Genomic DNA, 12,186 nt, shown 5'->3' with positions numbered 1-12,186 from the left:
TGTCGCTGTTGTCGTCGTGCGTTGTTCGGAGGTTGTCGTGTCCGGTGCTGCCAAGGGTCCTGCCAGCTACTTTCCCTCCATCGAGGAGAAGTACGGGCGGCCCGTGTCCGAGTGGTTCGAGGTCATCCGGTCCTCGCCCCTGACCAAGCACATGGAGCTCGTGGGCTGGCTGAAGAGCGAGTACGGGCTCGGGCACGGGCACGCCAACGCGCTCGTGGCCGCCGTGCGGGCGGAGCAGAAGTAGGGGGCAGGCGGGGGGTCAGGCGAACTGGCCCGGGACGTAGTCGCCGGCCGGCTGCTGGGTCATGACGTTGATGCGGTTGAAGGCGTTGATCAGGGCGATCAGGGAGACCAGGGCGGCGAGCTGCTCCTCGTCGTAGTGCTTCGCCGCGTTCTCCCAGGCCGCGTCGGTGACGCCGGTGTGGTGGTCGGCGAGGCGGGTGCCCTGCTCGGTCAGTTCGAGCGCCGCGCGCTCGGCCTCCGTGTAGACCTTGGCCTCGCGCCAGGCGGCGACCATGTGCAGGCGGAGGGCGGTCTCGCCGGCCGCGGCGGCGTCCTTGGTGTGCATGTCGAGGCAGAAGCCGCAGCCGTTGATCTGGCTCGCGCGGATCTTCACCAGTTCCTGGGTGCTGTGCGGGAGCACGGCGTCCGAGATGCCGAACCCGGCCGAGGCGAGGTGCTTGACGACCTTGGCGGCGATCGGGCTGGCGAAGAGGTCGAGGCGGGCGTCCATGGGGTTCCTCCGTGGGGTGGGGCGTTCGTCGCCGCGTGGGCTTACATGGGGATGACGGAGCGGGTCGCGCGGATGTGACAGGGGTGGGGGCGGCGTGGGCGTGAGCTACATCACTCGGGAGTTCGTGCGTGGGGGTGTGCGGCTGTCGCTGCGCGAGTGGGGTGGGGGTGGGAGCGAGGGTGACGTCGCTGTGTTGTTGTTGCTGCACGGGCTTGCCGGGCACTGCGGGGAGTGGGACGGGCTCGCGGGGCGGCTGAGCGCCGACGGGTACCGGGTCGTCGCGCTCGACCAGCGGGGGCACGGGGCGAGCGAGCGGCGGCCCGAGGACGTCTCCCGCGCCGCCTACGCGGAGGACGTGCTGGGACTCGTCGAGGAGTACGGAGCCGGCGGGCGGCGGCCGGTCGTGCTCGTCGGGCAGTCGTACGGCGGCCTGGCCGCGCTGCTCGCCGCCGCGCGACGGCGTCCCGGCGTCGCCGGAGCCGTACTGATCGAGGCCGGGCCCGACCGGTCGTCGCCCGAGGAGGTGGCCGGGGTCGTCGAGTGGCTGGAGGGGTGGCCGGTGCCGTTCCCCAGCCGGGAGGCGGCCGTCGCGTACTTCGGAGGCGGGGGCGCCGGGGAGGGGTGGGCCGGCGGGCTGGAGCAACGGGACGGCGGGTGGTGGCCCCGGTTCGACGCCGACGTCCTGGCCGCCTCGCTCCGCGAGAACGCGGTCCGTGCCTGGTGGGAGGAGTGGGACGCCATCGACGTGCCGCTGCTCTGCGTCCTCGGGGAGAAGGGGATCATCCGCGCGGAGCTGTGGGACGCGATGGCGCGGCGGCAGTCCGGGCTGCGCGGGTTGTCCCTGCCGGGCGCCGGGCACGACGTGCACCTGGAGCGGCCGGGCGAGGTGTACGGGGTGGTGGCGGCGTTCCTCCGGGAGGTCCTTGGCGGAGATGCGCGGCCAACACGGCGGGCTTGCGCTGGAGTTGACTCCAGGGCCTAGGGTGCGGCGCATGCGCTATCGGGTACTTGGTGGGACCGGGGTCGAGGTCAGTGCTTACTGCCTGGGGACCATGATGTTCGGGTCGGTCGGGAATCCCGACCACGGGGATGCCGTACGGATCATCCATTCCGCCCTCGACAGGGGGATCAACTTCGTCGACACCGCCGACATGTACTCGGCGGGCGAGTCCGAGGAGATCGTCGGGAAGGCGCTGCGCGATCCGCGGCGGCGGGACGAGACCGTGCTCGCGACCAAGGTGTACTTCCCCGTCGGCGGGGAGGGGCCCGGGCGGGGCGGGCTGTCGCGGCGGTGGATCGTGCGGGCCGTAGAGGCCAGCCTGGCGCGGCTCGGGACGGACCGCATCGACCTGTACCAGGTGCATCGGCCCGATCACCGGACCGACGTGGAGGAGACCCTGGACGTCCTGGGGGACCTGGTCTCGCAGGGGAAGATCCGGGCCTTCGGGTGCTCGACCTTCCCGGCCGAGCGCATCGTCGAGGCACACGCGGTCGCCGAGCGGCGCGGGCTGCGGCGGTTCCGGACCGAGCAGCCGCCGTACTCGCTGCTCGCGCGCGGGGTGGAGACCGCGGTGCTGCCGCTGGCGCAGCGGTACGGGATGGGCGTGCTGACCTGGGCGCCGCTGGCCTCCGGGTATCTGTCGGGGGCGTACCGGAAGGGACGGGAGGTCGATCTCTCGCGCGGGCGGGCGGCGATCACCCCGCACCGCTTCGACCCCGCCCTCCCGGAGAACGTGGCGAAGCTCGACGCCGTCGAGCAACTGGCCCTGCTCGCCGAGGAGATCGGCTGCTCGCTGCCCGAGCTCGCGGTCGCCTTCGTCGCCGCGCACCCGGCCGTGACCTCGGTGATCCTCGGGCCGCGGACGATGGAGCAGCTCGACGGGCTGCTGAAGGGCGCCGCGCTCGTCCTCGACGACGACGTGCTCGACCGGATCGACGCGATCGTGCCGCCCGGAACCGATCTCTACCGGGCCGACGGCGCCTGGCGGCCCCCCTCCCTCACCGAACCCGGCCTGCGGCGGCGGCCGTTGGTGGAGCGGGCCGCCGCCGGTTCCTGAGGGGGAAGGAGGGAGGGGGGGAAGAAGGGGGCGGTACGGGCTCGGTACGGACTCGGTACGGGCGCCCCGGCGGTACGGATGGCCGTCGGCGCAGTCCGACCGGCCGTGCGGGGTCGGTCCACGGGGGCCCGGGGGGCGGTCCCGGGGGGTCCGGGGGGGCCGGGGGGTCCGGGGGGTCCGGGGGGGTCCCTGGGGGGGGCTGAGCGGGTGGGCGTCACGGTGTGAACTGGTCCGTGCCCACCACCGCGAGCAGCGCCAGTCGGTCGGCCGTGTCCGTGCCCGGGGGCGGGGTGAAGAAGACCAGGCGCTGCTCGCCCTCCGGGGCGAGCAGGACCTGACAGTCCAGGTCGACCGGGCCGATCAGCGGGTGCTCGACGCGCATCCGGCTGTGCCGGCGGACCGCCACCTCGTGTTCGGCCCAGAGGGTCGCGAACTCCTCGCTGGCGGCGCGGAGTCGTTCCACCAGGCGGGTCGAGGCCGGGTCTCCGCCGCGCCGGCCGTACGCGGCGCGCAGGTCGGCGACGTGGAGCCGGCTGTAGTACGCGTGCTCCTCCGGCGGGTACGCCGTACGGGCCAGGGGGTCGGCGAACCAGCGCCAGACGACGTTCCGGCCGTGTTCCGACACCGTGCAGACGCCGCCCAGGAGGGCGCGGGCCGGGGCGTTCTGGGCGAGGACGTCACCGAGGTCGCCGAGGATCTGCGCGGGGGTCGTCGGGAGCTGGTCCAGGAGGTGCAGGAGGCCGGGGGCGACGTGGTCGCCTGCGACCGGACCGGCCGGGGGGCGGTGGCCGGCCAGGAGGTGGAGGTGGTCGCGCTCGTCCGCGTCCAGGCGCAGCGCACGGGCGAGCGCGGCGAGCATCGGAGGCGAGGGCTGCGGGCCGCGGGCCTGTTCCAGGCGGATGTAGTAGTCGGCCGACATGCCCGCGAGCTGGGCGACCTCCTCGCGGCGCAGGCCCGGGGTGCGGCGGCGCGGGCCTGCCGGGAGGCCCACGTCCTTGGGGGTGACCCGCTCTCGGCGGCGGCGCAGGAAGTCGGCGAGTTCGCGCCGGTCGATCGTCGTGGCCATGACGATCATCCTGCCGGAGCGGCGGAGGCCGAACCAGGGACCGGGGATCCCAGGGTGAGGAGGGCTCTCCCGGGGGCTTCCGTACGGCGGCATCGTCCTCGGTGTCAGCCAACCCGCCGCTTCTGGGGAGTACGCATCACCATGGCCACCGTCACCGTCGGCACCGCCCGCGTCCACTACGACGTCCACGCTTTCGAGAGCCTTACGACCGTGGACCCCGCGGCCATCGCAGCCATCGCAGCCACTGTGCACCCTCCGCACCCCTCGCACCCCGAGGGGACCGCGCACCCCGATAGCTCCGTGCCCGCCCTGCTGCTCGTGCACGGGACCGGGTCGGGCGGGGCCGTCGTCAACTGGGGGCGGACCGCGCCCCTTCTCACCTCCTCCCGGACCGTCATCACCCCCGACCTCTCCGGTGCGGACCGGACCGTCGACGACGGCGGCGCACTGACCGTCGAGGGGCTGGCGGCGCAGGTGATCGCCGTCATCGAGGACGCCGAACGCGGACCGGTGGACCTGCTCGGGTTCTCGATGGGCGCCCCGGTCTCGGCGGCCGTGGCCGCGCTCCGCCCGGACCTCGTCAACCGGCTGATCCTGGTGGCCGGGTGGGCGTACACCGATGCCGACGAGTACCTGCGGAACCTGTTCACGCTGTGGGAGCGGCTGGGCGAGCACGACCCGGCGGGGTTCGGGCGGAGCGTGACCATGACGGGGTTCAGCCGGAGCTTCCTCAACGGCGTGGGGCGCGAGGGCGTCGAGGCGCTGATCCCCAACATGCCGCCCACACCGGGCACCCTGCGGCACGTCGCTCTCGACCTGGGCGTGGACGTCCGGGCGCTGCTGCCCCGGATCTCCGCGCCGACGCTGGTGGTCGGCTGCACCCGGGACGCGACCGTCCCGGTGGAGAACAGCCGCGAGCTGGCGGCGGCGATCGGCGGCAGCGCGTACGCCGAGATCGACGCGGGGCACGTGGTCTTCTTCGAGAAGGAGGAGGAGTTCGTGCGGACGGTGACCGGCTTCCTGGACAGGTGAGGCCGCGTCGAGCGCGTCGTGGCGCTCCTCGCTCCCTCCTGCGCTCCCCTCCTGCCCCCTCCTGCGCCCCCTCCCCCGCCTCTCAGTGGCGGTCGAGGCCCGGGACGCCCAGTTCCGAGAGGCCGTCGAGGAAGAGGTCCACGCCGACCGCGGCGAGCAGCAGGCCGAGGAGGCGGCCGAAGAGCTCGATGGTGGCGTGGTGGGTGCGGCGCAGCAGCGCGGCGAGGGAGAGGACGCAGACGAGGTCGAGGGCGATGACCGCCACGTACGCGCCGACCACGGTCGAGCGCCAGCCGACGCCGTCGCGGGCCGCGGCCTCGATGAGCACCGCGGTCATCGCGAGCGGGCTGACGACGTACGGCATCAGCAGCTCCCGGACGCCGCTGACGACGTCCGGGGAGTCCTGGTGGGGCCCGTCGGAGCCGAGGTGCAGGCCGAGGACGAGGCCGACGGCGTAGATGAAGAAGATGACCCCGCCGGCGAGCTGGAGGGCGGGGGTGCTGATGTGGAAGAGGTCGAGCAGCCACGGGGCCGTGATGCCCGCGACGATGCCGACGGCCACCGCCGCGCCGGAGGCGATGAGGGCGATGGTGCGGAGCTGTCTGACCGGGTGGGACTGGGCGAGACCGGCGAAGGCGAGGAGCACCTTCGGCGGGCCGACGACGGAGAAGAACGTGATGAACGCGGCGGAGAAGGTGAAGGGGTTCACAGCCGACATCATGGGGCGGTCGGGTGATTCGGCACGGATTTGGCGAAGTCGTCCGCGCGGTGTCGAGATCCGGGCGCCGGTTCCGACTCTCCTTCGGAAGGGCCTTGAAGAGGGTCCGCGAAGAGGAAGAGTGGGAGGACACCATGAAGTACCTGGTGATGGTGCAGGGCTCGCACGCCGACTACGAGGCGATGTCCGGGCGCGGCTCGGCGCAGAGCCCGGCCTGGGACAAGGAGTCCCTGACCGCGATGTTCGACTTCATGAACACGCTCAACAAGGAGCTGCTGGAGAGCGGCGAGATGCTCGACGGGCAGGGCCTGGCCGACCCGGGCGAGACCCGGTTCGTGTCGGTGGACGCGCAGGGGCGACCGGTGGTGACGGACGGCCCGTACGCGGAGACCAAGGAGGTCCTGGCCGGCTACTGGGTCCTGGAGTGCGCGAGCCTGGAGCGGGTCACGGAGATCGCCGCCCGGGTGGGCCGCTGCCCGCAGCCGGCCGGGGCGCCGGAGTACCCGGTGGTGATCCGCCGCATCGACGAGGCGGGGCCGGCGCAGGACTGAGCGCCGGGTCGGACGGGCGGCGGGTGTCATCCTTGGAAGTCGACGGGTCCCCGCGGTGGGGGTCGGACTGCCCCCCGGGGTATCTGCTGAGGAGTGGTTGTGGAACTCGATCTCGCGGGCGCGGAGCTCAAGTCCGTGCTGAACCGGCTGCGCCGGGCGCAGGGGCAGATCTCCGGCGTGATCCGGATGATCGAGGAGGGCCGCGACTGCGAGGAGGTCGTGACGCAGCTGGCCGCCGCCTCGCGGGCGCTGGACCGGGCCGGGTTCGCGATCATCGCGACGGGGCTCCAGCAGTGCCTGACGGAGATGGAGAACGGCAAGCGGGACGGCGAGGACCCGGAGAAGATGCGGGCCCGGCTGGAGAAGCTGTTCCTGTCGCTGGCCTGATCGGGATTCCGGTCGTCGTACGGACGAAGCGCCCCCGGCCTCGGAGCCGGGGGCGCTTCGGTGTGTCCGGGGCGGGGCGGGTCAGTCGACGGCGAGGCCGTTGAGGCGCTTGGCGATGGTGGTGAGGCGGGCGCCCTGGTAGCGGGCGGCGGCCAGGACCTCCTCGGCGGGGGCGCCGTTGGCGGCGGGGTGGGCGGTGCCGTAGGGGTTGCCGCCGGCCGCGTAGACGGCGGGGTCGGTGAAGCCGGGCGAGACGATGACCGAACCCCAGTGGTGGAAGGTGTTGTAGAGGGCGAGCAGCGTGGACTCGTTGCCGCCGTGGAGGTTGTGGGCGCTGGTGAAGGCGGTGGCGGGCTTGTCCGCCATGACGCCGCGCTGCCACAGGCCGCCGGTGGTGTCGACGAACTGCTTGAGCTGGGCCGCCACGTTGCCGAAGCGGGTCGGCGAGCCGAGGGCGTAGGCGTCCGCCCACTCCAGGTCGTCGAGCGTCGCGAGCTCGACGTCGGCGGTGGCGTCGACGTGGGCGCGCCAGGCCGGGTTGGCGTCGATCGCGGCGTCCGGGGCCAGCTCGGGAACGCGGCGGAGGCGGACCTCTGCGCCCGCCTTCTCGGCGCCCTCGGCGACGGCCTGGGCGAGCTGGTGCACGGCACCGGTGGACGAGTAGTAGACGACGGCGACCTTGACGGACATGGCGGGCTCCTCGCTGGACACGACGCCGGACACGACGGCGGCACGTAAGCGGATTGGTTTCCGGTTAGCTGCTTCCGAGACTAAGCGGATGGCAATCCGGATTGCAAGGGCGGCAGGTATGCTCGGAGGACGGAACACCGACGACGGGGGCGCGACGAAGGGCAGGGACGGGTCGATGAGCACGAGAACACCGGGCGCACCGGGCGCACCGGGCACACCGGGGGCCGACGAGGGCCCCGCGCCGCTGCTCCTCCCCGTGCTGCCGACCGTGCCCGGGCCGGGCACCGGCTCCGGCCCCGCCCCCGAGCGCGCCGACGCCGCCCGCAACCGGCGCCGGATCCTCGACGCCGCCGCCCGGATCGTCGCCGAGAAGGGCCCCGACGCGGTCACCATGAACCAGGTCGCCCACGCCAGCGGCATCGGCGTCGGCACCGTCTACCGCCGCTTCGGCGACGTCTCCCAGCTGCTGTGGGCGCTCCTCGACGACCGCGAGCGCCGGTTCCAGGAGGCGTACATGAGCGGCCCGCCGCCGCTCGGCCCCGGCGCCCCCGCCGACGAACGGCTCGACGCCTTCCTCGACGCCCTCGTCGACCGGGTCGCCGAGCAGCGCGCGATCCTGCTCGCCGCGCACTCCGCCGCGCCCCGCGCCCGCTACCACAGCGGCGCGTACCAGGTCATGCACACGCACGCGGCCATGCTGGTCTCCCGGCTCCGGCCCGGCGCCGACTCCGCCCTCCTCGCCCACCTCCTGCTCGCGCCCTTCTCGCCGGACCTGATGCACCACCTCTCGGTGGAGCAGGCGCTCCCCGCCGAGCGGGTCAAGGCGGGGGTACGGGAGCTGCTGGCGCTCCGGCCCGGGCCGTGACGGCGGGGGTACGCGAGCTGCTGGCGCTCCGGCCCGGACCGTGACGCCCGTCCCGCCCGCCGCACGGAGCGGGCCGTGACGCACGTCCGCGCCTCGGAACGCCCTGGACCCCCGCTCCGTCCGCGCCCCACCATCGGGCCATGACCGCACCCAAGACCTTCCTGATCCTCCACGGCTTCCAGAACCACCGGCCCGCCGGCCACTGGCAGCACTGGCTCGCCGGCGAGCTGCGCGCCCGCGGCCACGAGGTCCGCTACCCGCAGCTGCCCTCCCCGGACGCGCCCGTCCTCGACGACTGGCTGGCGGCTCTGGAGGAGCACGGGAAGCGGCCGGCCGAGGGCGAGTTCGTCGTCCTCGCGCACAGCCTCTCCGTGCTGCTCTGGCTGCGGGCGGGCGGACGCCGGCCGGAGGCCGACCGGGTGCTGCTCGTCGCCCCGCCCTCCCCGGCCGTCACCGCCTCCATCCCCGAGATCGCCGCCTTCGCCGACGGCCTCGACCTCACCGAGGAGGGCGTCCGCGCGCGCCTCGTGCACGGCGACGGGGACCCGTACTGCCCCGACGGCGCCGGCCTCGTCTACGGCGCCCCGCTCGGCCTCGACACCGACCTCGTCCCGGGCGGCGGCCACCTCACCCCCGACAGCGGCCTCGGACCGTGGCCCACCGTGCTCCGCTGGTGCGAGAACCCCGGGACCCGGATCACCGGCACCGAGTAGCGTCGGGCGGATGCGTACCGTGAGCTCCCCCCACGAAAGCGGCCTGCTCGACGTCGGCGAGGGCAACCGCGTCCACTACGAGGTCCACGGGAACCCCGCGGGCAGGCCCGCGCTCGTCGTGCACGGCGGGCCGGGCTCGGGGTCGTCCCCGACCGCGCCCCGGCTCTTCGACCCGGAGAAGTACCGGATCGTGCAGTTCGACCAGCGCGGCTGCGGACGCTCCCTCCCGCACGCGAGCGACCCCGCCACCGACCTCTCCGTGAACACGACCTCCCACCTCGTCGCCGACATGGAGCGGCTCCGCGTCCACCTGGGGATCGACCGCTGGCTGCTGTTCGGCGGCTCCTGGGGCTCGACGCTGATCCTGGCGTACGCGCAGGCGCACCTGGAGCGGGTGCGCGCGATCGTCATCGCCTCCGTCACCACCACCCGCCGCTCCGAGACGGCCTGGCTGTACGAGGGTGCCGGGCGCTTCTTCCCCGAGGCGCACGAGCGGTTCCGGGCCGGCGCGGACCACGCGGAGGACCTGGTGGGGGCGTACGCGGCCCTGATGAACCACCCCGACCGGGCCGTCCGGGAGCGGGCCGCGGCCGACTGGTGCGCCTGGGAGGACGCCGTGCTGTCGATGGAGGGCATGGGGACCCCGTACACCGACCGGGTCGACGACACCCGGCTCGGCTTCGTCCGGATCTGCTCGCACTACTTCGCCCACGGCGCCTTCCTGGAGGAGGGCGCCCTGATCAGGGACGCGCACCGGCTCGCCGGCATCCCCGGCGTGTTGATCCACGGGCGGCTCGACATGGGCGGGCCGCCCTCCACCGCCTGGGAGCTCGCCGGGGCCTGGCCCGGGGCGGAGCTGCACGTGGTGGAGCGCGCCGGGCACCTCGGCGGGGACGAGACCCGGCGACTGATCGTCGCCGCCCTGGAACGCTTCGCGGACGCCTGAGCGCACGCCCCACAGCACCTCGCGGACGCCCGGGCGCACGCCCCGGAACGGACCTTCCACCGGGCGCCGCCGCCCGCCCGGCGGGATCATCGGAACATGAGCCCCGAGATCCACCTCGCCCAGCAGCCCGAGGCCGACGCGCTCCTCGGCCGCTCCCCGCTCGCCGCGCTCGTCGGCATGCTGCTCGACCAGCAGGTTCCGATGGAGTGGGCCTTCTCCGGCCCGTACACCGTCGCGACCCGTCTGGGCGGGGACGACCTCGACGCGCACGAGATCGCCGCGGCGGACCCCGACTCCTTCGCCGCGCTCCTCTCGGAGAAGCCGGCCGTGCACCGCTACCCGGGGTCGATGGCCCAGCGGATCCAGCAGCTGTGCCGGTACCTGGTGGAGGAGTACGACGGGGACGCCGAGGCCGTCTGGCGGACCGCCGCCACCGGCGGGGAGCTGCTCGCCCGGCTCCAGGCACTGCCCGGTTTCGGGAAGCAGAAGGCGCAGATCTTCCTGGCCCTGCTCGGCAAGCAGTACGGCGTCCGGCCCGAGGGCTGGCGGGAGGCGGCAGGGCCGTACGGCGAGGAGGGCGCCCACCGCTCGGCCGCCGACATCACGGGGCCGGAGTCGCTCGCCCTGGTCCGCGCCCACAAGCAGGAGGTGAAAGCCGCCGCCAAAGCCGCGAAAGCCACCAAGGGCAGCAAGGCCACCAAGACCAACAAGGACGGCCAATCGTCCGGGAACTGAGAATTCCAGATGTCAATCCTGTTCAAGGTGACATGAATTGCGCCGAACGTGTTCACAGAAAGCCCTCCCGGTGGCTAACTTCCCCTCAACCTCGTCCCCATCGGGAAGGACTTCTGTGAACGCATCGCAGCGTCGCGCCGCGGCCATCCTCGCCGCAGCCGCCCTCGCCACCCCCCTGGTCCTCGCATCCCCGGCCACCGCCGTGAAGGACCCCGCCGCCGCGCCCGCCCGGGACGCCGCGAAGCTGGCGAAGAAGCTGGTCCGGGAGACCACCGGCCAGGACGCCTTCAAGCACCTGCAGAAGTTCCAGGCGATAGCCGACTCGGCCGGCGGTCACCGCGCGGCCGGCTCGCTCGGCCACGACGCCTCGGCCGCCTACGTGTACACGCAGCTCAAGAAGGCCGGCTACAACGTCTCGTACGAGCGGTTCGACTTCGTCTACACGGAGACCCTCGCCGAGAAGGCGTCCGTCGTCGGCGCCTCCCCCCGCGCGCTCGACATCCGCGCGATGACCTACACCAAGTCCACCCCGGTCGGCGGCATCACCGCCGGTCTGGCGGCCGCCCCGGTCGACGCCGACGGCACCAGCGGCTGCGAGCCGGCGGACTTCGCCTCCGGCACCTTCACCGGGAAGATCGCGCTGATCAAGCGCGGCGGCTGCGCCTTCGCCATCAAGCAGGAGAACGCCGCCGCGGCCGGTGCCGTCGGCGCGATCATCTACAACAACACCGCGGGCGTGCTCTCCGGCACCCTCGGTGCCGCCGACGCCGGCAAGGTCCCGACGGCCGGCCTCTCCCAGGCCGAGGGCGAGCAGCTCGCCGCCGACCTCGCCAAGGGCGCGGTGAACCTCTCCTTCGAGGTCCGCCAGCTCAACCAGAACCGCTCCACCAACAACGTCATCGCGGAGACGAAGGGCGGCAACGCCGCCAACACCGTGATGCTCGGCTCGCACCTGGACTCCGTCACCGCGGGCCCCGGCATCAACGACAACGGCTCCGGCTCCGCCGGTCTCCTCCAGGCCGCCCTGGAGCTCGCCGAGTCGAAGGAGAAGGTCCGCAACAAGGTCCGCTTCGCCTGGTGGTCCGCGGAGGAGAACGGCCTCCTCGGCTCCGAGCACTACGTCGCCAACCTGACGGAGCTCGACAAGAAGGAGATCAAGCTCTACCTCAACTTCGACATGATCGCCTCGCCGAACTACGGCCAGTTCGTGTACGACGGCGACAACTCGGACAACGTCGGCGCGGGCGCGGGGCCGGAGGGCTCCGCTCAGCTGGAGCGCGACATCAACGAGTTCCTCGACAAGAACGGGCAGCCGCACGAGGGCACCGACTTCACCGGCCGCTCCGACTACGGCCCGTTCATCGAGGTCGGCATCCCCTCCGGCGGCACCTTCACCGGCGCCGAGGGCATCAAGACCCCTGAGCAGGTCGCCAAGTTCGGCGGTGAGGCCGGTGTCGCCTACGACGTGAACTACCACGCAAAGGGCGACGACATCAAGAACGTCAACCGCAAGGCGTTCGACATCAACATCGACGTCATCGCCAACGCCGTGGGCACCTACGCCCACGACATCTCCTCGCTGCGCAAGCCGGTCGTCACCGTCCCGACCGAGGGCGACGCGGGCAGCGGCGGCGGCCTGCACGACGACCACCACGAGGTCACCGAGTAGCCACGGCAGGACCACCGGTTCCGT

General features: G+C 73.2%; 15 protein-coding genes. 11 read left to right on the top strand and 4 right to left on the bottom strand.

Features of this window, described 5'->3' with window-relative positions; genetic code table 11:
- Positions 1–37: 37 nt before the first annotated feature.
- Positions 38–244 (top strand): DUF4287 domain-containing protein, encoded by a 207-nt coding sequence (locus tag ACFYT9_RS05160; protein ID WP_376597755.1) that lies wholly within the window; start codon positions 38–40, stop codon positions 242–244.
- Positions 245–259: 15 nt separating this feature from the next.
- On the opposite strand, the gene ACFYT9_RS05155 is transcribed toward ACFYT9_RS05160, so the two are convergent.
- The gene (locus ACFYT9_RS05155) at positions 260–733 is read right to left on the bottom strand and encodes a carboxymuconolactone decarboxylase family protein (protein ID WP_389161017.1); all 474 of its coding nucleotides are present in this window, start codon (positions 731–733) and stop codon (positions 260–262) included.
- Positions 734–923: 190 nt separating this feature from the next.
- Between ACFYT9_RS05155 and ACFYT9_RS05150 the strand changes: the two genes are divergently transcribed.
- Together ACFYT9_RS05150 and ACFYT9_RS05145 are read left to right on the top strand one after the other, a co-directional pair.
- Positions 924–1,715, top strand: a complete 792-nt coding sequence (locus tag ACFYT9_RS05150; protein WP_389161016.1) for an alpha/beta fold hydrolase — start codon at positions 924–926, stop codon at positions 1,713–1,715.
- Positions 1,716–1,725: 10 nt separating this feature from the next.
- Positions 1,726–2,790, top strand: a complete 1,065-nt coding sequence (locus ACFYT9_RS05145; RefSeq protein ID WP_389161015.1) for an aldo/keto reductase — start codon at positions 1,726–1,728, stop codon at positions 2,788–2,790.
- A 214-nt stretch (positions 2,791–3,004) separates the two neighbouring features.
- Here ACFYT9_RS05145 and ACFYT9_RS05140 read toward each other — a convergent pair whose 3' ends face one another.
- Positions 3,005–3,856, bottom strand: coding sequence for a helix-turn-helix transcriptional regulator (locus tag ACFYT9_RS05140; RefSeq protein ID WP_376597759.1), 852 nt, complete (start codon positions 3,854–3,856; stop codon positions 3,005–3,007).
- A gap of 141 nt (positions 3,857–3,997) precedes the next feature.
- On the opposite strand from ACFYT9_RS05140, the gene ACFYT9_RS05135 reads away from it, so the two are divergent.
- Complete coding sequence (locus ACFYT9_RS05135; RefSeq protein WP_389161014.1) at positions 3,998–4,888, top strand: alpha/beta fold hydrolase; 891 nt, start codon at positions 3,998–4,000, stop codon at positions 4,886–4,888.
- 82 nt (positions 4,889–4,970) lie between these two features.
- Here ACFYT9_RS05135 and ACFYT9_RS05130 read toward each other — a convergent pair whose 3' ends face one another.
- On the bottom strand, positions 4,971–5,606 hold the full coding sequence (locus tag ACFYT9_RS05130) for a MarC family protein (protein ID WP_389161105.1): 636 nt from the start codon (positions 5,604–5,606) through the stop codon (positions 4,971–4,973).
- Between the two features lie 134 nt (positions 5,607–5,740).
- Between ACFYT9_RS05130 and ACFYT9_RS05125 the strand changes: the two genes are divergently transcribed.
- Positions 5,741–6,157 carry a YciI family protein gene (locus ACFYT9_RS05125; RefSeq protein ID WP_376597762.1) on the top strand — a complete coding sequence of 139 codons (417 nt, stop codon included), beginning with the start codon at positions 5,741–5,743 and terminating at the stop codon, positions 6,155–6,157.
- A gap of 99 nt (positions 6,158–6,256) precedes the next feature.
- Positions 6,257–6,544 (top strand): metal-sensitive transcriptional regulator, encoded by a 288-nt coding sequence (locus tag ACFYT9_RS05120; RefSeq protein ID WP_376597763.1) that lies wholly within the window; start codon positions 6,257–6,259, stop codon positions 6,542–6,544.
- An 81-nt stretch (positions 6,545–6,625) separates the two neighbouring features.
- Here ACFYT9_RS05120 and wrbA read toward each other — a convergent pair whose 3' ends face one another.
- Complete coding sequence (gene wrbA / locus ACFYT9_RS05115; protein WP_376597764.1) at positions 6,626–7,234, bottom strand: NAD(P)H:quinone oxidoreductase; 609 nt, start codon at positions 7,232–7,234, stop codon at positions 6,626–6,628.
- Between the two features lie 175 nt (positions 7,235–7,409).
- On the opposite strand from wrbA, the gene ACFYT9_RS05110 reads away from it, so the two are divergent.
- From ACFYT9_RS05110 to ACFYT9_RS05090, 5 genes are all read left to right on the top strand, one after another.
- Positions 7,410–8,099 carry a TetR/AcrR family transcriptional regulator gene (locus ACFYT9_RS05110; RefSeq protein WP_389161012.1) on the top strand — a complete coding sequence of 230 codons (690 nt, stop codon included), beginning with the start codon at positions 7,410–7,412 and terminating at the stop codon, positions 8,097–8,099.
- Positions 8,100–8,239: 140 nt separating this feature from the next.
- Complete coding sequence (locus ACFYT9_RS05105) at positions 8,240–8,812, top strand: RBBP9/YdeN family alpha/beta hydrolase (protein WP_387277464.1); 573 nt, start codon at positions 8,240–8,242, stop codon at positions 8,810–8,812.
- 10 nt (positions 8,813–8,822) lie between these two features.
- On the top strand, positions 8,823–9,758 hold the full coding sequence (pip, locus tag ACFYT9_RS05100) for a prolyl aminopeptidase (protein WP_389161011.1): 936 nt from the start codon (positions 8,823–8,825) through the stop codon (positions 9,756–9,758).
- Positions 9,759–9,854: 96 nt separating this feature from the next.
- On the top strand, positions 9,855–10,493 hold the full coding sequence (locus ACFYT9_RS05095; protein ID WP_389161010.1) for an HhH-GPD-type base excision DNA repair protein: 639 nt from the start codon (positions 9,855–9,857) through the stop codon (positions 10,491–10,493).
- A 115-nt stretch (positions 10,494–10,608) separates the two neighbouring features.
- Entirely contained in the window at positions 10,609–12,162 is a 1,554-nt protein-coding gene (locus ACFYT9_RS05090) for a M28 family metallopeptidase (protein ID WP_376597772.1), read from the top strand.
- The last annotated feature ends 24 nt before the right edge of the window (positions 12,163–12,186 follow it).

Origin of the sequence: Streptomyces sp. NPDC004435, assembly GCF_042873895.1 — a bacterium.
GTDB lineage: Bacteria > Actinomycetota > Actinomycetes > Streptomycetales > Streptomycetaceae > Streptomyces.
This window is presented reverse-complemented; position numbering and strand designations above follow the sequence as displayed.

Bases quoted from the DNA above. Each gene is read 5' to 3' on its own strand.
- pip (WP_389161011.1), top strand. From the start codon at position 8,823: ATGCGTACCGTGAGCTCCCCCCACGAAAGCGGCCTGCTCGACGTCGGC.
- ACFYT9_RS05105 (WP_387277464.1), top strand. From the start codon at position 8,240: ATGACCGCACCCAAGACCTTCCTGATCCTCCACGGCTTCCAGAACCAC.
- ACFYT9_RS05135 (WP_389161014.1), top strand. From the start codon at position 3,998: ATGGCCACCGTCACCGTCGGCACCGCCCGCGTCCACTACGACGTCCAC.
- ACFYT9_RS05110 (WP_389161012.1), top strand. From the start codon at position 7,410: ATGAGCACGAGAACACCGGGCGCACCGGGCGCACCGGGCACACCGGGG.
- wrbA (WP_376597764.1), bottom strand. From the start codon at position 7,234: ATGTCCGTCAAGGTCGCCGTCGTCTACTACTCGTCCACCGGTGCCGTG.
- ACFYT9_RS05145 (WP_389161015.1), top strand. From the start codon at position 1,726: ATGCGCTATCGGGTACTTGGTGGGACCGGGGTCGAGGTCAGTGCTTAC.
- ACFYT9_RS05095 (WP_389161010.1), top strand. From the start codon at position 9,855: ATGAGCCCCGAGATCCACCTCGCCCAGCAGCCCGAGGCCGACGCGCTC.
- ACFYT9_RS05140 (WP_376597759.1), bottom strand. From the start codon at position 3,856: ATGGCCACGACGATCGACCGGCGCGAACTCGCCGACTTCCTGCGCCGC.
- ACFYT9_RS05125 (WP_376597762.1), top strand. From the start codon at position 5,741: ATGAAGTACCTGGTGATGGTGCAGGGCTCGCACGCCGACTACGAGGCG.
- ACFYT9_RS05130 (WP_389161105.1), bottom strand. From the start codon at position 5,606: ATGTCGGCTGTGAACCCCTTCACCTTCTCCGCCGCGTTCATCACGTTC.
- ACFYT9_RS05155 (WP_389161017.1), bottom strand. From the start codon at position 733: ATGGACGCCCGCCTCGACCTCTTCGCCAGCCCGATCGCCGCCAAGGTC.